Raw genomic sequence first — 15,158 nt, forward strand, 5'->3', positions numbered from 1 at the left:
GGGCGGGCCCCCGACGCCAGCGGGGCCGTGCCCGGAGACATGCCGGTGTCCTGGTCGGCACCGCGACGCCGTCCACCGGGCACCCTCCCCCGAAAAAACGCGTGACCGGTTTCTCCCGGAGGCCCCGCTGACGCATGTTGCGGCGCAGCGCCGGACCTCCGGTCGAGGGCAGTGGTGCGATTCGGGAGCCCGTGGTCTGCGCGGCCGGGGCGGGCCGTCACCCGGGCGCCGACGTGGCGCCGCGAACGGTGAGCGGGCTCTGGACCGACAGGGAAATCCGGCGATCGTCGTGGGCGGCCGGCCGCAGGATCTGCACGATCCACTCGCCGTCCGGATCGGCGAGGCGGTAGACCGTGGCAAATGGCATCGATCCGCCCTGGTCGACCGTCGGCTCCGCCGTCCAGCGCTGGTCCAGGAGGGAGGCGCCGACCGCGTCGGCCGCCTCGGCCGGCGTCGTCCCGCTGGCCACCTCGACGGTCGACCAGGTCGTCCAGAAGGCGCTGTCGCGCTCCCGGCCGCGCAGCCATTCGGACTCGCCGTACTGCGGCCCGGAGGTCATGCGGGCCTCGAAAGCGCCGCTCCGGGGCACGTGCTCGAGCATCCCCGCGTGGATCTCCTCGGCACGGTCCTCGTACTGCACGAGCCGGCTCTCCACGGCCGGTGTCGAACACCCCGCAAGTGCCACAACCACCATGATGATCACGCCTAGCCCGGCCCCACGCCACGTCCGCATGCCACCAAGGTAGCATTCGAAGGATCCCTTTCCCATCGACATTGGTCGCACGGATCGTACGCTGCGCCGGTCCGGAAACACATTCCCGGCGCTACTACTGACTTTGGATGTTTGCGGTGCCATCATGGCCATATGGGCGGCATTGATGCGGCAAGTGGGCTCGATCCACGGGTACTGGTTCTCATGGGTGTCTCGGGTTGCGGGAAGACCACGGTTGCCGCATTGCTGGCAGGCCGTTTCGGCTGGGAGTTCGAGGAGGGCGACTCGCTCCACCCGCGGTCGAACGTCGAGAAGATGCATGCCGGGCACCCGCTGACCGACGAGGACCGCTGGCCGTGGCTGGCCAAGGTCGCGGACTGGATCGAGGCCGAGCTCGATGCGGGCAAGCACGGGGTCATCACCTGCTCGGCGTTGAAGCGTTCCTACCGCGAGGTGCTCAACCGGCGGGGCACCGGGGTCGTGTTCGTCTACCTCGCCGGGACCCCCGAGCAGATCGGCGCCCGCCTGGCGGCACGGCAGGGCCACTTCATGCCCGCCAGCCTGCTGGCGAGCCAGTTCGCCGCCCTTGAGGAACCGGGCGAGGACGAACCGGCCATCCGCGTCGACATCGGACCGGCACCGCGGCAAATCGTCCAGGCTATCGTCGATGACTTGGGTCTTGAATCCCCTACCCCTTTGGACAAACCATGAACACCTTCAGCACGGGCGTGGCCATCCTTGCCGACGCCGCTTCCGACAAGATGCACGAGCCCTGGGCGGCCCACGACACCCAGGTCTTGGTCGTTGCCCTGCTGGGCATCGCCCTGGTCGTGGTGCTCATCATCTGGGCCAAGATGCATGCATTCCTGGCGCTGACCATTGCCTCGCTGCTGGTCGGGGTGTTCTCCGGGATCAAGCTCTCCGATGTCACCAAGTCCTACGAAACCGGCGTGGGAGGGGTGCTGGGCTACGTGGGCGTGCTGATTGCCCTGGGCGCCATGCTGGGCAAGCTGCTGGGCGATTCCGGCGGGGCCGACAAGATCGTCGACACGCTGCTGCACGGCTCCAAGGCGTCGCTGCCGTGGAAGATGGCGCTGATCGCCGGGATCATCGGCATCCCGATGTTCTTCGAGGTCGGGCTGGTGCTGCTGGTTCCGGTGGTGATGCTGGCCGTCCACCGGTCCAAGGGCCCGGCCATGCTGCTGGCGATCCCGGCGCTGGCAGGCCTCTCGGTGCTGCACGGGTTCATCCCGCCGCACCCCGGCCCCGTGGCGGCGGTCGGCATCCTCAACGCAGACATCGGCATCACCCTGGCATTCGGGCTGCTCATCGCCGTCCCCACGGTGGCGATCTGCGGGCCGCTCTTCGGCCGGCTGGCCGCCCGMTGGGWWCCCAKCGGGCCCGCCGGTGCGGGCCTGGCCTTCGTCGGGGCCGGACCGGAGCCCGCCGCCGAAGAGCAGGCCCAGGGCGGTGCCGCGAACTTCCATCCGGGCAAGCATGCCTCCGGCGACGCGGCGGAACCCGAAGCACACCCCGAGTCCCCCACGCCCCAGGCCACACGCGTCCCGTCCTTCGGCTGGACCCTGACCACGGTGCTCTCCCCCGTGTTCCTGATGCTGCTGCGTGCCGCGGCCGATTTGTGGGTCAACCCGGACACCGCGCTGTACAAGGCACTGAACATCATTGGCGACCCGGTGGTGGCCCTGCTGATCGCGGTGTTGCTGGCCATGGTCACCTTCGGCACCTCGGTGGGCTTCACGGCGAAGGTGCTGGGCAAGAAGATCGGCGAGAGCCTGCTGCCGATCGTGGGCGTCATGCTCATCGTCGGTGCCGGCGGCGGCTTCAAGCAGGTGCTGGTCGACGGCGGCACGAGCACCGCGATCGGCAAGGTCGCGGTGGCGTTGAGCCTCTCGGCACTGGTGCTGGGCTGGATCGTCGCGGTGCTGATCCGCGTGGCCACCGGATCGGCAACCGTGGCCACGGTGACGGCGGCGGGCATCGTCGCCCCGCTGGCCGCGGGCCTTCCCCCGGCCCAGCTGGCCCTGGTGGTCCTGGCCGTGGGTGCCGGATCGCTGTTCTTCTCCCACGTGAACGACGCCGGGTTCTGGCTGGTCAAGGAATACTTCGGGTTGAGCATTTGGGAAACCATCAAGACCTGGTCGGTGATGGAAACCCTGATTTCCGTGGTCGGGTTGCTCGGAGTCCTGCTGCTCTCCGTGTTTGTCTGACCAGTTGCCGGCTACGGGCGGCGGGCCTGGCGCTTCCCCCGGGGACCTCGATGCGTTTGAGAACGCATCGGTCGGCCTCAAATGGTGGTCAGCGCCCCGATACCCGACACCCGGTACGGACGGGAACGGCAATTAGAGCTCGTGCACGAGGGTGCCCACGTCGAAATGTGTCCCCGCCGGAACGAATCCGAGTCGTTCATAGAGGGAACGTGCAGGGTTTCCGGTTTCGACGCTGAGGCTGATGGCGGGCAGCGCCCTGGATCGCGCCTGCTCGAGGATTCCGGTGATGAGACGAGTACCCGTGCCGAGGCCTCGCTGCCCCTCGGCAACCCAGACGCAGAGTTCGGGGATCGCCCCATCAACAAAACCGAACCCCGGATCGGCAGCGGTGAAGAAGCGCAGCCAAACGACTCCCACGGGAATCCCCTGTGCGTCCTCCGCAACGAGGCCGAAGTCAAAGGGCCCGGGCCACCACGTGAAGTAGTGCGCGATGGAGGGAATCAGCATGACCTGGTCCAGTGTGTACCGTGGGCCCGGCCAGTTCATGTTCCCCAAGGTGGCTCGCGCCAGCAGTTCCTGCTCATCGGCCCGCAGGGCACGAACCATGGACGTTTCCCCCGCGTACATCGCCATGCCTGAAACACTACCCGTTGAGGTCGGGCTCTTCCATGGTGCGCCCGTTCCCACCCGCCGGCCTACGGACCGGAAACGAGCGTGATGGTCTGCAGCAGGCCCGGGACCAGCACCAGTCCCAGGACGGCCGAGGCGATCGCCCAGCCGAGTCGCCCGGCGCGGTGGGCGAGCCAGGCGCCCACCAGTCCCAGGAGCACCGGAACCACCATGAACCATGCTGGCAGCAGTGCCCCGGTTCCGGTCCAGTCCGGCAGCAGCAGCGTGATGGCCAGGGCAAGAAGCATGAGGATCCAGGTGGCCAGCGGCCTGGTCCCGCGGCTGGATTCCGGCTGCAGCGCGCTCACGGCGTGGTTCCCCTCGCGCCGGCGAGGCCCGGCACCGAGAGCGCCCCGTCCATCACGGCTGCCCGGTGCGTGGCCCGGACCCACGCGGTCTTCAGCTCGCCGTACAGGTGCGGAAACATTTCCCCGTTTCCGCCGTCCTCGAAGCGGATCGCGATACCCGCGGCCGCAATCGCGGCTGCATCCAGTTCCAGCACCACCAGTTCGCCGGCGTAATCGGCGTGGATGAACGAGGCGACAACGGGCAGCTGGTCTTCGGTCGAACAGTGGATGAAACCGACGTCGGCGAGCGTAGCGCCACGGGTCGACTGCCGGTAGACGCCGGCCGACCGACTGGCTTCCCATGAAGCGGTTTCGGTCAGGTGCAGGATCTTGGTCATTTTCCCAGCTTAGGCAATCACTCCCGCTTCTGCCCGCCCCGAACCACCGGATCGAGGGTGTCCGGTTTTGGACGCGCCCGGGGTCAGCGACCGACTTGCCTGCGCGGCGGTGATGCCGGGATCCGCCACGGTGCGGCGGTGTGGCTGGGAATCACATGGAAAGGGCCGGTGGATCCTTGTTGATCCACCGGCCCCTGTCCTTAGGTTGCTACTTCTTGTTCAGTTGCAGCCCCACGAGCACCGGATCGTGGTCCGAGGAGCGGAAGTGGTCCGGGGAGAACAGCTGGGCCACGTTGTAGTTGTAGCGGCTGTACTCGTACGCCACGGACTCGGTGGCGTTGATGTTCCAGATGGTCTGCCCGGTGACGTGCTGCGCCACCTCGCTTGAACCAAAAATATGGTCCAGGGAGCCGGTGCGGCCGTCAAAGAGGTAACTGCGGGTGGATGCACTGGCCCCGAGGTCCACGTATCCGGCCTGTGCCAGGACCTGGATCGGTTCCTCGGCGGAGTACGAGTTGAAGTCACCGGCCAGCAGCACCTTGTCGGTGTTGCGTTCCTTCTTCAGTCCCTCGGCAAATTTCACCAGGGCCTTGGCCTGCTCGACGCGCGCGGCGTTCCAGGCCCCCGCGCCGTCGCCCTTGTCGGCGTTGGCCGAGCCGTCCTTCGGGTCCGATCCCTTGGACTTGAAGTGGTTGGCCACGGCCAGGAAGCGGGTGTTGGCATTGCCGCCGACGCGCTGGAAGGCCTGTGCCAGGGGGTCGCGTGCGTTGTCGAAGGCCGCGTCGTCCAGGATGACCGATTCGTCGATGGGCTTCACGGCGTCGTTTTTGTAGATCATGGCGGTGCGGATGACGTCCTCGTCGGCCGGGACCGAGGCGGGGCTCGGCACGTACTTCCACTGCTGCTCACCGGCAGCCTCATTCAGCGCGTCCACCAAAGTGGCCAGCGCGTGATCGCGGTCCAGCCCGAAGCGGGCGGAGTTCTCGATCTCCTCGAGGACCACGACGTCGGCGTCGAACTTGTTCAGCGCCGAGACGATCTTGGCCTGCTGGCGTGCGAGGTTTGCATCGTTGGCGGCTCCGCGCGCATCGCACCCGCCGCGCACGGTGACCGGCGCCCCCGTGCGGTCGGTGTAGTAGGTGCAGCCGGACAGCTGGTCCCCGGTGGTGGTGAAGTAGTTCAGGACGTTGAAACTGCCGACGCTCACGTTTCCGCCGACATCCGCCGGCTTCGCCTCGTTGGCCCTGGCAAAGGCCGCCGGGATGTCCGCATCCTCGGCACCGATGACCTGGCCCTGGGGCTGCAGCCGCCACAGGTCGTAGCGGTAGTCCATGATGACCGGCCCGGTGAAGGTTGCCTCGGCGCCGACGCTGACGTGGTGCTCGGCCGAGAGGTACGGAAGCGGAACGGACTTGTTGGAGCTTGCACCGAGGAAGTTCAGCGTGGCGCCGTCATCCAGCAGCAGCGCGCGCTGCTGGTTCTCGGCTTCAAGGGCCAGGGCCTGGGCGCTGCCCGGGGCGAACGCGTCGGTCGCCTGGCGCAGGGTGCGCTCGCCGGGCAGGATCGAGCTGGTTCCCTGGGCGAGGGTGATTTCGCCGAACTGGTTCAGCGAGTAGTTGTCGGCGACCGTCCACTGCCCCTGCGGAGCGACGAGCATCGATTCGAAGCGCTCGCGCTCGGCGTCCCCGGAGGGAATGTCGATGGCCAGCGGCTTGATTGCATCGGCTGGCTCGGCGAGAACCTGGACCCCGGAGGCCGAGGCACTGATCTGGGTCAGCCCGAAGTATTCGCCGACCGTGCCGGTGACCTGGACGTGGTCGCCCACGGCAACCTTGGCCACGCCGCCTGAGGAGAAGACGAAGATTCCCGAGCTGCCCTCGGGGGAAACCTCGGCGCCGCTGCCGGCGGTCTGGACGTAGAAGCCGCGGATGCCTCCCTCGGCGTAGGCGCCGGTGACCACGGCGCGAACCGTCACCTGCTGTCCGGCCATTGGACTTGCGGAACCCGTTCCTTGGATTGCTTCGATGGATGTTGGCTGGTTATCGGCCGCCGTGGCCGGAGCCATGGTCCCCATCGCCATCGAGGCCGCCAAGGTCGCGGTGGCCAACGCAATTGTTGCGCGGTTCTTCATGGATTTCCCCTAGCTCGTTGTTTTCGCCGTGGCGCTGTGGCGCACGGTGTGTAGCCCGAACAGATTTGATCATCCGCGCGTGAACCGGGCATGAACGGGGCCTGAACCCCGCCGTCCCCTCCGCAGGATGGCCATTGAACCATCAAAGTCCAAGATGTGCTTCACGTCTAGGTGTTTGGTCCCCGGAGTGGGGGAAAACGGAGGCAGGCATCCTCGTGCCCAGGAATTCCATGCCCGGACGACAAGCACCGTGCGTTCCGCCGCTTTCCCTCCGATGCCGGGCCGGGTGCATGGCGTGGAGCCCCGGCAAAGAAAAATGTCCCCCCGGGCGGCTCTTGCGAACCGTTCGAGGGGACATCATTCGGGCCTTGGCTGTTATTGCTTGCCGGCGGCCAGGTACAACTCGATGGCCTTGCGCATGGATTCGCGGGCCCGGCGCCGGTCCCCGGCCGCGTCGTAGGCCAAAGCCAGGCGGTGCCAGGACTTCCACGACCCGGGGCTTGCCTCGACCTCTTCCTTGTACTGCACGAAGTCTTCGTCGGCCGCGGCCTTGACGATGCGACCCGAGGGCGTGCGGGGCAGGTTGTCCTCGGGCAGCAGGCCCTCGGAGGCCAGGATCGAGGCCATCTTTWGGGTGCGTGAACCGAAGAGCACCTCGCGGATCAGGATCCACACCCCGACCAGCGGGATGACCAGGGCGGCAACGCCGATGACCTTGGCGATCGGCTCCTCGGCGGTGATGAAGCGGACCGCCGAACCGAAGGCGGCGACCAGGTAGAAYACGAAGAGCAGCAGGATGGCGCCGACCCAGAACTTTGTTTTCATGCGCGCTTAGCGTCCCAACTCGAGGTAGCCGTCAAGGCCGTAGGTGAGCCCCGGGCGCGAGGCCACGGTGCGCAGGCCCAGCAGCACGCCGGGCATGAAGGAGGCGCGGTCGTAGGAGTCGTGGCGCAGCGTGAGCTGCTCGCCTTCCCCGCCGAGCAGGACTTCCTGGTGGGCGACCAGGCCGCGCAGGCGCACCGAGTGCACGTGGATCCCGTCGACCACCGCGCCGCGGGCGCCGTCTAACTGGGTCTCGGTGGCGTCCGGGCCCGCCAGCATGCCGGCTGCTGCGCGCTCTGCGGCAATCAACTCGGCGGTGCGCACGGCGGTGCCCGAGGGGGCGTCGACCTTGTTGGGGTGGTGCAGTTCGATGATTTCCACCGATTCGAAGTAGCGTGCCGCGGTGGCGGCGAAGGCCGAAGCCAGCACCGAGCCCAGGGCGAAGTTCGGGGCGATGAGCACACCGGTTTCGGTGTGGTCGGCCAGCAGCGAGGTGAGGGATTCGCGCTTGGCGTCGTCCCATCCGGTGGTGCCGACCACCGCGTGGATACCGTGTTCAACGGCGAAGCGCACGTTGGCCTCGGTGCTTGCCGGGACGGACAGGTCCACCACGTGTGTGGCCCCGGCTTCCAGGATGGTTTGCAGGGAATCCCCGCGGCCCAGCGCGGCCACCAATTCCATGTCCGTGGCCGCATTGACGGCCTTGACGGCCTCGGCTCCCATTCGTCCCGCTGCGCCAATCACGGCGACTTTCAGTGGTGCACTCATGGGTTCAAGCCTATCGGGAATTTTCGTTGGCTCTGCGTCGGTGACAGCTTCCTATCCAGTCGGCATGGTGGGATGCCTTACTTTCACGATGGCGGCTGGATGGACATCGCAGCGCACGATTCAGCCCCGCTGGACATGACTACGGGTTCATCCCTGAAAGGATTTCGCTCAAGCTCGATGTGTTCGGCCAAAGCTTGATTGGGGTGCACGTGCGTCTGAACCATTTCGGTGAGGTGTGCAGCAGAGTGTGGAAAGGTGCCGCCGGCGGTGAGGCCTTGTGTTCGGAATAATCCAATCACATTTCACTCTCCCCGAGATCCGAGAGGTTCACCACTTCCATTCAGGGCGACATTCCACGGATAATCTGCACCGCAAACGAGAACGAAATATAGCCAGAAGAACTAGGCTATTTCTTCTTGCGGAATGCCTCGGCCGCCTTCAACGCTTCTTCAGCAACGATCTCATAGTTGTCGCGGCCCTGCGTCAGTGTCATGGACTCCTCACCGAACTTTTCGTAGGCAAAGTCAACTAGCCGATCGGGTTCCTGAATGCCCAGCGCATTAATGATGTGGCCCAGATCAGCAATGTCCTTCGGCCGTTCCGCCGCTACCTTCATTGCGGCTAGCGTTGGGAGGTCTGCCAGCTGAATGGCCGCGGAGGTGCCTTCCGGTCCAGCCATCCATGTCGCGTTCTCCGGGAGAAAGGCCATGGCTCGGGAATTGATCCAATCCGGGGGCAACGAATACTCGACGGCCATCTCCCGAGCCACTTGCTCAACTGCAGCCGCGCTCGCGTAACGCGCGTCTATATCCCCAGTGGCCCGCTCGATCAGCCCATGAAGCAGCAAAGCAGCTCCACCGACAATTTGGATGTTCAACGCTACGCCGCGGGCATTCAATCGTACTTCTAAATCCGCCAGGAGCCTGACGATATCCTCACGCCGAAAGCTTCCCGAACTCATGCGGTAACCAGATCCCTTTCACGGATCCAGACGTTCAGGGCTTCCATTTCTGGTGGCGTTTCCCTCCGAATCAGGTCCTTCATTCGGTCGCCCACCGGATACAGCTTTTCGGACAAGAAAACGGGGTCCCTTGAAGGTCGGATACTACGCGTCCACCCTGGTGATGGGGTTCCAGTCTTTCGGGAAAGCCAACGGGTGATGGCACCGAGCGCGGTCAGATACTCCGGGTCCTTGATGCATGGAGCTGTGAAGATGAGGGCACGCTGCGCCTTGATCGAAGCGCTGGCGTACTCGCCGATCAGGCGTAAAGCGAATTCATGGTCTCCCTCTTCAAGCGTCTTCTCAAACTCCTGTGCGAACCCTTCCCCCTGAGTATCCTTCGATGTGGTTCCTGGTGCGTCGAAGCCAAGCTCCCCCATGGCGCGGAGGGTGAGCCCGAGCGAAGCGTTGTCTTTCCCTGCTTCCAGCTCGACGATGAATTTACGGGACGCACCAATGGCATCTGCCAGTGCCTGCTGCGTGTACCCGAGCAACTTGCGTCGATCGCGAATCTTGCCACCCAGGGCATCTGCCGCAAAACTATTCATGCTCATAATACTATTATGACACCGATCGGTTACATCATCTAGTGGGCGGCCTCTCGGCTGACGAAAATACCGGGCACGATTACCTTGTATTGGCACGTGCGCGACAGCGCTGCTACGTGCCACCACCTCGAATTTAGGGGAACAACGTGGGCAGCAAAAAGCCGCCGGAATACAGTGCTTCCGGCGGCCCATCGGTGGTTCTAACTGGCGTCGATGACGTACCAGCAGCGATCCTCGCGGTTCCAGCCCACCGAGGCATCACGCAATTTGCGCAAGGACTTCAGGACGTCGCGGTTGATGGCCGGGTGCCCGTTTTCGTGGGTGTAGACCCACTCGTCGCCGAAGGCCTCCGCAATGCGTGGCACGAGGGCTTCCTGGTGGACGGTCTTCTCTTCGTGGATCGCATCAAGGATCCACTGGGCAATTTCTGGTGCATTGGTCATCTACTCAGGATACGGGTGCACTGGACGCACCACACAACGCGCCCTTCCTGGGAATCGTCTTCACCACCCGCGCATTCCAGGAACGCTCCGGGCGTGTCAGGGGGCAGGCGGCAGGCGGGTACCGATGCCGGGCGATATGTTGGATCGCTTTTGCCGGTGGCCAAGCTGCTTGCCGGCCCGCAAGGCTTAGGCGCTGCCCACCCATTCGACCTCGCCGTCGGCGAAGAACTGTTCTTTCCACACCGGCACGTGGGCCTTGACGATTTCCACCAGGTCGCGGCAGGCCTCGAATGCTTCGCCGCGGTGGGCCGAGGCCGCCGCGGCCACCAGTGCCGAGTCGCCGATATGAAGCTCGCCGACGCGGTGCGCTGCCCAGAGCCGGGTGCCGGGGTGACGGGCGGCGACCTCGGCCACCAGTTCGGCCATGCGCGCCGGGGCGCTGGGGTGCGCACTGTAGGTCAGCCGCAGCACCTCGCGCCCGGAGTCGTGGTTGCGCACGATCCCGCCGAAGCTCACCACCGCGCCGGTGTGCGCGGATTCCACTGCGTCCCAGGCGGTGGCCGAATCGATCGGGGCGTTGCTGATCCCTGCGAAGACGACCTCGCCCGGAACCGGGGTGCTGCTAGTGGTGGGCATGGCTTCCCTCGAGCTGGTCGCAGATGTGGGTCAGGACCGGGGCGAGCACGGAGAGCCCGTCCATGACCCCGGACGGGGATCCGGGCAGGTTCACGATGAAGGTCTCCCCCGCGATGCCCGCGTGCCCGCGGCTGAGCGAAGCCATCGGGGTCTTCTGCAGCCCGGCGGCGCGCAGCGCCTCCATGATTCCGGGCACGGTGCGGTCCAGCAGCGGCTCGGTCTGTTCCGGGGTCACGTCGTCGGCGCTCAGCCCGGTGCCGCCGGAGGTGATGATGACGCTGGGCTTGGCCATCAGCAGGCCCTGCAGCGCTGCACCCACGGCCGGGCCGTCGGGCACGATGACCGCGGGGATGACGTCGAAGTTCTGTTCCTGCAGCCAGTCGGCGATGATCGGGGCGCTGGCATCCTCGTAGATGCCCAGTGCGGCACGGGTGGACGAGATCAAGATGGCAGCCTTGCGAGGGGCTCCCAGTGGTTCACAGGCGCTCATGCGCGTATTTCTCCTTCGGGGTTTTCTTGCAGTTGCGGGGAGATGTCCCAGGAACCGGACTTGCCGCCGGACTTGGACAGCACCCGCATGTCGGTGATGCTTGCGTGCTTGTCGACGGCCTTGATCATGTCATACAAGGCCAGGGCGGCGGTGGACACGGCGGTCAGCGCCTCCATTTCCACCCCGGTGACCCCGCGGGTCCTCACGGTGGCCAGGATGCGCACGCGGTCCACGGCGTCGAGCTCGAAGTCGACGACGACCTTGGAGATCGGCAGCGGGTGGCACAGCGGGATCAGCTCGGAGGTCTTCTTGGCCCCCATGATGCCGGCGATGCGGGCCACGGCGAGCGCGTCGCCCTTGGGCATCCCCGAGGAAGCAACCAGCGCCATGACCTCCTCGGTGGTGTGCACATAGGCCTCGGCGGTGGCCTGGCGGCTGGTTTCTGCCTTCTCGCTGACATCGACCATGTGGGCGCTGCCGTCTGCGCGCACGTGCGAGAGCTTGGCCGGTTCGGACCCGGGTGCCGGTGTGGTGTCGGGGCTCATGAGCCATCTCCAATGATCAATACCTGCACCGGGCTTCCGGCGGGCAGGACGGTGGTGTCCTCATCGATGAGGATGAACGAGTTGCTGCCGGCCAAAGCGGCAAGCAGGTGCGAGGAGGCCCCGCCCAACGGGGTGAAGACGCCCCCGGCATAACTGCCGCGGCGGACCTGGACCTTGTTGGGCATCGAGGCCACGTCTTCGGTGAGCGTGGCCAGCAGTTGCAGGCGTGCGGGCAGCCCCAGGATCTCGGCGAGCGCGGGGCGCAGGAACATCTCGTAGCTGACATACGCGCTGACCGGGTTGCCGGGGAACGCAATGAATGCCACGGGTGCGTTCCCGGGCAACGCCATGATCCCCGCTCCCTGCGGCCCTCCCGGTTGCATGGCCACCGAACCGAATTCGATGCCGTGGTTGATGAGCACTTCCTTGACCACGTCAAAGGCGCCCTGGGAGATCCCCCCGCTGCTGAGTACCAACCGGTAGGCGCGCTCGCCGGCTTCCAGCGCCTGGCCCAATGAGGCCATGAAGCTTTCGGGGGAATCGTCAAGCACTCCCACGGTGGTCACGGCGCATCCGGCGGATTCCAGCGCGGCGGCCAGCATCGTGGTGTTGGCGTCGTGGATCTGCCCGGGGGCAAGCTCCCCACCCGGTGCCACCAGTTCGTCCCCGGTGGACAGTAGCAGCACCGCCGGGCGCCGGAACACCGAAACCTCGCCGATGCCCAGGCCCGCGAGCAGGCCCAGGGAGGTGGGCCCCAGCCGGGTGCCGGCGGCGAGCACCGGGTCCCCGGCGGCGATGTCGCTGCCGGTGGTGCGGATGTAGCTGCCGGGCTCGGCGATCGCCGGCAACCGGACGCGGAAGCCGGAGGCGGTCTCGGCCTCGCCGGGGAACCTGTCGGGTTCGGCCGCCTCGATGGGGATTACGGTGTTGGCTCCGGCTGGGACGGGGGCACCGGTCATGATCGGCGCCGCGGTGCCGGGTTCCAGCGCCGGTGCCGCAATGCCTGCGGCAATGGGTGCCACCACGCGCAGCGGCTCGGGCCCAAGGTCCGCGGTGTTCACCGCGTACCCGTCCATCTGCGAGTTGTCCCAGGGCGGCAGCGAGCGCGGGGCCGTGACCGGTGTGGCCAACGTCCGGCCCAGGGCACGGTCCAGGCCAAGGGTCTCGGTGCCCGGGTCACCGAGGGCCTTGTCGACAAGATCCTTGATGCCTGCCCGGTGCTCGGCGACACTGCGGCGGAAGGGTGAGGTCATGGCATCCATCCTAGGCCGCAACCGGAGGCACGGGCCCGCCGACTCCCTGCGAAGATGCCCGGGCGGGAGCTACTTGGCGGTCACCGGAGGTTCCTTCAGGCACCGGTATCGCACCACTATGACCCCCGTGCCAAAGCTTCGCGGTGCTTCCACCATCTCGAAGCGGCTGGCTTCCACCCCGTTGGGGAAAAGCTTCTTTCCCGTGCCCAATACCACCGGATACACCCACAGGTTCAGCTGGTCCACCAGCCTCGCCTTGAACAGCGACTGCAACAGGTCCGCGCTTCCCCAGGTGTGGATCTGCCGGTGGGCAGCCAGCAGGGCCGGCAGTGCTGCGGCGGCATCCACAAGTTGGGTGGTGTTCGCCCACGTGAGCTCCGGGGTGCCGCGGGAAGCCAGGTACTTAGGCACCGCATCGAAGGCGACCCCGATCTCGTCGGTCTTCCCCGGCCAATAGCCGGCAAAAATCTCATAGGTGGTCCTTCCCAGCAGCAGGGCATCGGATTCCTGCACATCGGCAATGATCTGCGTGCCGGCCTCTGCCGTCCGGTAGGGGCTTTCCCATCCCGGGTATTCGAATCCCCTGTCCTGGTCGCTTGGACCGCCGTTGGCCTGGATCACCCCGTCCATCGTGATGTGCATGTTTACGTGCAGCTCACCCATGACGCGCTTCTTCCCACTCGTTGGATTCGCCGGCCACCTATGCGCCGGCCGTTTGATGCAGCAAGTGTAGGCCCCATCCCGATTGCAGGAAACGGTCCGCCAGCTGCTGGTACGAGGCGAAGGATCGCGTCAGGGAGTGGCGTAGCGGGCGGCGATCGTTCGGGCGGCTTCCACGACGACCCGCGCCTGCTCATCGTCAGTGATCGACCAGGTGCCGTGCACGAGGCGGGGCCAGAAGACCGAGGATGCAATCATCCCGAGGAACTGCGCGGAGGCCATCTCCGGGTCATCGATCTCGGCCACCCCTGCTGCCTGCGCATCGCGGAGGTAGCGCCCCAACGCCGTGAGCACGGGCAGCGTGCCGAAGTCGAAGGTGCGCTCCCGGAGCTCGGGGAACTTGGGCGATTCGGCGATCACGGTTCGCATCAGCGCTGCCATCTCAGGCCGCGTCAGCAGCTCTGCATACGCGCGACCGAGCACCGCCAGCCCCTCCTCGAAGTCTTCGGTCGGGACGTCGAGGGGCTCCGAAGCAGGAGACCCTCCGGCAGCGAGCACCGCGGCCTCGAACAGTGCTTCCTTGGTCGGGAACTGCTTGAAGAGAGTTGCCCGGGACACGCCCGCCTGCTCGGCGACTCGCGCCAGCGGCGTGCGATCGTAGCCGTTCTCCAGGAACAGCTGCGTCGCCGCGACGAGGATCGCGTCGCGATTTGTTGCGGCTATCTCACGATGGTAGGAGGAGCGTCCGCGTGTCATCTCACCAGTATTCCATAAAGGTGAGTCCATTGACTTGCCTCTTGCGAGGTGGTTACCGTGATAAGTACGAGTCAACTGACTCGTCTCTCTGACAAGGAGCACACCATGGCCACAGTGATCGTCCACGCAACCATCACCCTTGACGGATTCCTGGCAGACCAGGGAGGAGGAGTGGACTGGATGTTCGGCAGGCCCTCTGCTCCGGAAGACAATGCCGTCGTCGAGAACGTCATGGGCAAGATCAAGGCAATCGTCGGCGGAGCGAACAAGACCCGGACCATCGAGGACGGCGAGATCCCCTATGGCGGCATGCTGCAGGTGCCGGTCTTCCTCATGACGCACAGCGTTCATGACCCGATCGAGCGCGACGGCATCACGTACACCTTCGTGGTCGACGACATCGCCGAAGCCGTCGAGAGAGCCTCGCAGGCCGCCGGCGACGGGTGGGTCAGCCTGCTCGGCGGAAGCATCTCGCGCCAGTGCCTGCGCCTCGGGCTCGTCGACGAGCTGCACCTCGACGTGGCACCGGTGCTGCTGGGCGACGGCATCTCGCTGTTCGCAGGCCTGGGGCAACGCATCGAGCTGGAGCGTCTTGAGACCTCCGCATACGCGAGCGAGACCCACCTTCGCTTTCGAGTAATCAAATAACGCTGCGACGACCTCAGCCGTCGGTCACACGTTGAACGGATTCCACCGTGTTCCGGCACTCGTGGCCGGCCAGAACCCGGGCTCTGCCAAGGCGACGGCGAAGAACGCAGCAGCACTATTGCAGGAACGAGCTGGTGCGGTGGCCTGAATCGTGCCACGCCTAA

The 15,158-nt window shown here is 66.0% G+C and carries 19 protein-coding genes; 3 read left to right on the forward strand and 16 right to left on the reverse strand.

The annotated features are described in order from the left end of the window. Positions 1-217: 217 nt before the first annotated feature. A complete protein-coding gene (locus tag BLJ79_RS16390) occupies positions 218-703 on the reverse strand; it encodes a hypothetical protein (protein WP_139194916.1) in 486 nt (161 codons plus the stop codon). 162 nt (positions 704-865) lie between these two features. Between BLJ79_RS16390 and BLJ79_RS16395 the strand changes: the two genes are divergently transcribed. After that, positions 866-1,423: a gluconokinase gene (locus BLJ79_RS16395; protein ID WP_071215844.1), complete on the forward strand. Its 558-nt coding sequence runs from the start codon at positions 866-868 to the stop codon at positions 1,421-1,423. Next, positions 1,420-2,940 carry a GntT/GntP/DsdX family permease gene (locus BLJ79_RS16400; protein WP_083411383.1) on the forward strand — a complete coding sequence of 507 codons (1,521 nt, stop codon included), beginning with the start codon at positions 1,420-1,422 and terminating at the stop codon, positions 2,938-2,940. Before BLJ79_RS16395 ends, BLJ79_RS16400 begins: the two co-directional genes overlap by 4 nt. 132 nt (positions 2,941-3,072) lie before the next feature. Here BLJ79_RS16400 and BLJ79_RS16405 read toward each other — a convergent pair whose 3' ends face one another. From BLJ79_RS16405 to BLJ79_RS16475, 15 genes are all read right to left on the reverse strand, one after another. Beyond that, positions 3,073-3,546 carry a GNAT family N-acetyltransferase gene (locus BLJ79_RS16405; RefSeq protein WP_286135465.1) on the reverse strand — a complete coding sequence of 158 codons (474 nt, stop codon included), beginning with the start codon at positions 3,544-3,546 and terminating at the stop codon, positions 3,073-3,075. Between the two features lie 89 nt (positions 3,547-3,635). Continuing rightward, positions 3,636-3,917 (reverse strand): hypothetical protein, encoded by a 282-nt coding sequence (locus tag BLJ79_RS16410; RefSeq protein ID WP_071215845.1) that lies wholly within the window; start codon positions 3,915-3,917, stop codon positions 3,636-3,638. Continuing rightward, on the reverse strand, positions 3,914-4,294 hold the full coding sequence (locus BLJ79_RS16415) for a DUF952 domain-containing protein (protein WP_071215846.1): 381 nt from the start codon (positions 4,292-4,294) through the stop codon (positions 3,914-3,916). The genes BLJ79_RS16410 and BLJ79_RS16415 overlap by 4 nt, the downstream gene beginning before the upstream one ends. Before the next feature lie 208 nt (positions 4,295-4,502). Beyond that, entirely contained in the window at positions 4,503-6,284 is a 1,782-nt protein-coding gene (locus BLJ79_RS16420) for an ExeM/NucH family extracellular endonuclease (RefSeq protein WP_286135466.1), read from the reverse strand. A gap of 516 nt (positions 6,285-6,800) precedes the next feature. Further along, positions 6,801-7,250 carry a tetratricopeptide repeat protein gene (locus BLJ79_RS16425; protein ID WP_071215848.1) on the reverse strand — a complete coding sequence of 150 codons (450 nt, stop codon included), beginning with the start codon at positions 7,248-7,250 and terminating at the stop codon, positions 6,801-6,803. Between the two features lie 6 nt (positions 7,251-7,256). Beyond that, positions 7,257-8,015: a 4-hydroxy-tetrahydrodipicolinate reductase gene (gene dapB / locus BLJ79_RS16430; RefSeq protein ID WP_071215849.1), complete on the reverse strand. Its 759-nt coding sequence runs from the start codon at positions 8,013-8,015 to the stop codon at positions 7,257-7,259. A 406-nt stretch (positions 8,016-8,421) separates the two neighbouring features. Then, positions 8,422-8,976: a DUF6036 family nucleotidyltransferase gene (locus BLJ79_RS23815; protein ID WP_286135467.1), complete on the reverse strand. Its 555-nt coding sequence runs from the start codon at positions 8,974-8,976 to the stop codon at positions 8,422-8,424. Continuing rightward, a complete protein-coding gene (locus tag BLJ79_RS16440; protein WP_071215850.1) occupies positions 8,973-9,569 on the reverse strand; it encodes a helix-turn-helix domain-containing protein in 597 nt (198 codons plus the stop codon). The genes BLJ79_RS23815 and BLJ79_RS16440 overlap by 4 nt, the downstream gene beginning before the upstream one ends. Before the next feature lie 194 nt (positions 9,570-9,763). Next, positions 9,764-10,006 (reverse strand): DUF6953 family protein, encoded by a 243-nt coding sequence (locus BLJ79_RS16445; RefSeq protein ID WP_071215851.1) that lies wholly within the window; start codon positions 10,004-10,006, stop codon positions 9,764-9,766. Between the two features lie 186 nt (positions 10,007-10,192). Beyond that, positions 10,193-10,642 (reverse strand): molybdenum cofactor biosynthesis protein MoaE, encoded by a 450-nt coding sequence (locus BLJ79_RS16450; protein ID WP_071215852.1) that lies wholly within the window; start codon positions 10,640-10,642, stop codon positions 10,193-10,195. Then, positions 10,629-11,132, reverse strand: a complete 504-nt coding sequence (locus tag BLJ79_RS16455; protein ID WP_071215853.1) for a MogA/MoaB family molybdenum cofactor biosynthesis protein — start codon at positions 11,130-11,132, stop codon at positions 10,629-10,631. Before BLJ79_RS16455 ends, BLJ79_RS16450 begins: the two co-directional genes overlap by 14 nt. Then, positions 11,129-11,677 carry a cyclic pyranopterin monophosphate synthase MoaC gene (moaC, locus tag BLJ79_RS16460; protein WP_071215854.1) on the reverse strand — a complete coding sequence of 183 codons (549 nt, stop codon included), beginning with the start codon at positions 11,675-11,677 and terminating at the stop codon, positions 11,129-11,131. Before moaC ends, BLJ79_RS16455 begins: the two co-directional genes overlap by 4 nt. Then, positions 11,674-12,930, reverse strand: a complete 1,257-nt coding sequence (locus BLJ79_RS16465) for a molybdopterin molybdotransferase MoeA (protein ID WP_071215855.1) — start codon at positions 12,928-12,930, stop codon at positions 11,674-11,676. Before BLJ79_RS16465 ends, moaC begins: the two co-directional genes overlap by 4 nt. Before the next feature lie 69 nt (positions 12,931-12,999). Then, positions 13,000-13,593, reverse strand: coding sequence for a dihydrofolate reductase family protein (locus tag BLJ79_RS16470; RefSeq protein WP_071215856.1), 594 nt, complete (start codon positions 13,591-13,593; stop codon positions 13,000-13,002). Between the two features lie 129 nt (positions 13,594-13,722). Next, entirely contained in the window at positions 13,723-14,346 is a 624-nt protein-coding gene (locus BLJ79_RS16475) for a TetR/AcrR family transcriptional regulator (protein ID WP_071215857.1), read from the reverse strand. Between the two features lie 105 nt (positions 14,347-14,451). On the opposite strand from BLJ79_RS16475, the gene BLJ79_RS16480 reads away from it, so the two are divergent. After that, on the forward strand, positions 14,452-14,994 hold the full coding sequence (locus BLJ79_RS16480) for a dihydrofolate reductase family protein (RefSeq protein WP_071215858.1): 543 nt from the start codon (positions 14,452-14,454) through the stop codon (positions 14,992-14,994). Positions 14,995-15,158 lie beyond the last annotated feature (164 nt).

Origin of the sequence: Arthrobacter sp. UCD-GKA, assembly GCF_001863355.1 — a bacterium.
Taxonomy (GTDB): Bacteria; Actinomycetota; Actinomycetes; order Actinomycetales; family Micrococcaceae; genus Paeniglutamicibacter.

What these genes read in the sequence shown, in the direction of transcription:
- BLJ79_RS16415 (WP_071215846.1), bottom strand. Translation starts at nt 4,294, where the DNA reads ATGACCAAGATCCTGCACCTGACCGAAACCGCTTCATGGGAAGCCAGT.
- BLJ79_RS16455 (WP_071215853.1), bottom strand. Translation starts at nt 11,132, where the DNA reads ATGAGCGCCTGTGAACCACTGGGAGCCCCTCGCAAGGCTGCCATCTTG.
- BLJ79_RS23815 (WP_286135467.1), bottom strand. Translation starts at nt 8,976, where the DNA reads ATGAGTTCGGGAAGCTTTCGGCGTGAGGATATCGTCAGGCTCCTGGCG.
- BLJ79_RS16480 (WP_071215858.1), top strand. Translation starts at nt 14,452, where the DNA reads ATGGCCACAGTGATCGTCCACGCAACCATCACCCTTGACGGATTCCTG.
- dapB (WP_071215849.1), bottom strand. Translation starts at nt 8,015, where the DNA reads ATGAGTGCACCACTGAAAGTCGCCGTGATTGGCGCAGCGGGACGAATG.
- BLJ79_RS16450 (WP_071215852.1), bottom strand. Translation starts at nt 10,642, where the DNA reads ATGCCCACCACTAGCAGCACCCCGGTTCCGGGCGAGGTCGTCTTCGCA.
- BLJ79_RS16420 (WP_286135466.1), bottom strand. Translation starts at nt 6,284, where the DNA reads ATGGCCGGACAGCAGGTGACGGTTCGCGCCGTGGTCACCGGCGCCTAC.
- BLJ79_RS16465 (WP_071215855.1), bottom strand. Translation starts at nt 12,930, where the DNA reads ATGACCTCACCCTTCCGCCGCAGTGTCGCCGAGCACCGGGCAGGCATC.
- BLJ79_RS16405 (WP_286135465.1), bottom strand. Translation starts at nt 3,546, where the DNA reads ATGGTTCGTGCCCTGCGGGCCGATGAGCAGGAACTGCTGGCGCGAGCC.
- BLJ79_RS16440 (WP_071215850.1), bottom strand. Translation starts at nt 9,569, where the DNA reads ATGAGCATGAATAGTTTTGCGGCAGATGCCCTGGGTGGCAAGATTCGC.
- moaC (WP_071215854.1), bottom strand. Translation starts at nt 11,677, where the DNA reads ATGAGCCCCGACACCACACCGGCACCCGGGTCCGAACCGGCCAAGCTC.
- BLJ79_RS16395 (WP_071215844.1), top strand. Translation starts at nt 866, where the DNA reads ATGGGCGGCATTGATGCGGCAAGTGGGCTCGATCCACGGGTACTGGTT.
- BLJ79_RS16475 (WP_071215857.1), bottom strand. Translation starts at nt 14,346, where the DNA reads ATGACACGCGGACGCTCCTCCTACCATCGTGAGATAGCCGCAACAAAT.
- BLJ79_RS16445 (WP_071215851.1), bottom strand. Translation starts at nt 10,006, where the DNA reads ATGACCAATGCACCAGAAATTGCCCAGTGGATCCTTGATGCGATCCAC.
- BLJ79_RS16470 (WP_071215856.1), bottom strand. Translation starts at nt 13,593, where the DNA reads ATGGGTGAGCTGCACGTAAACATGCACATCACGATGGACGGGGTGATC.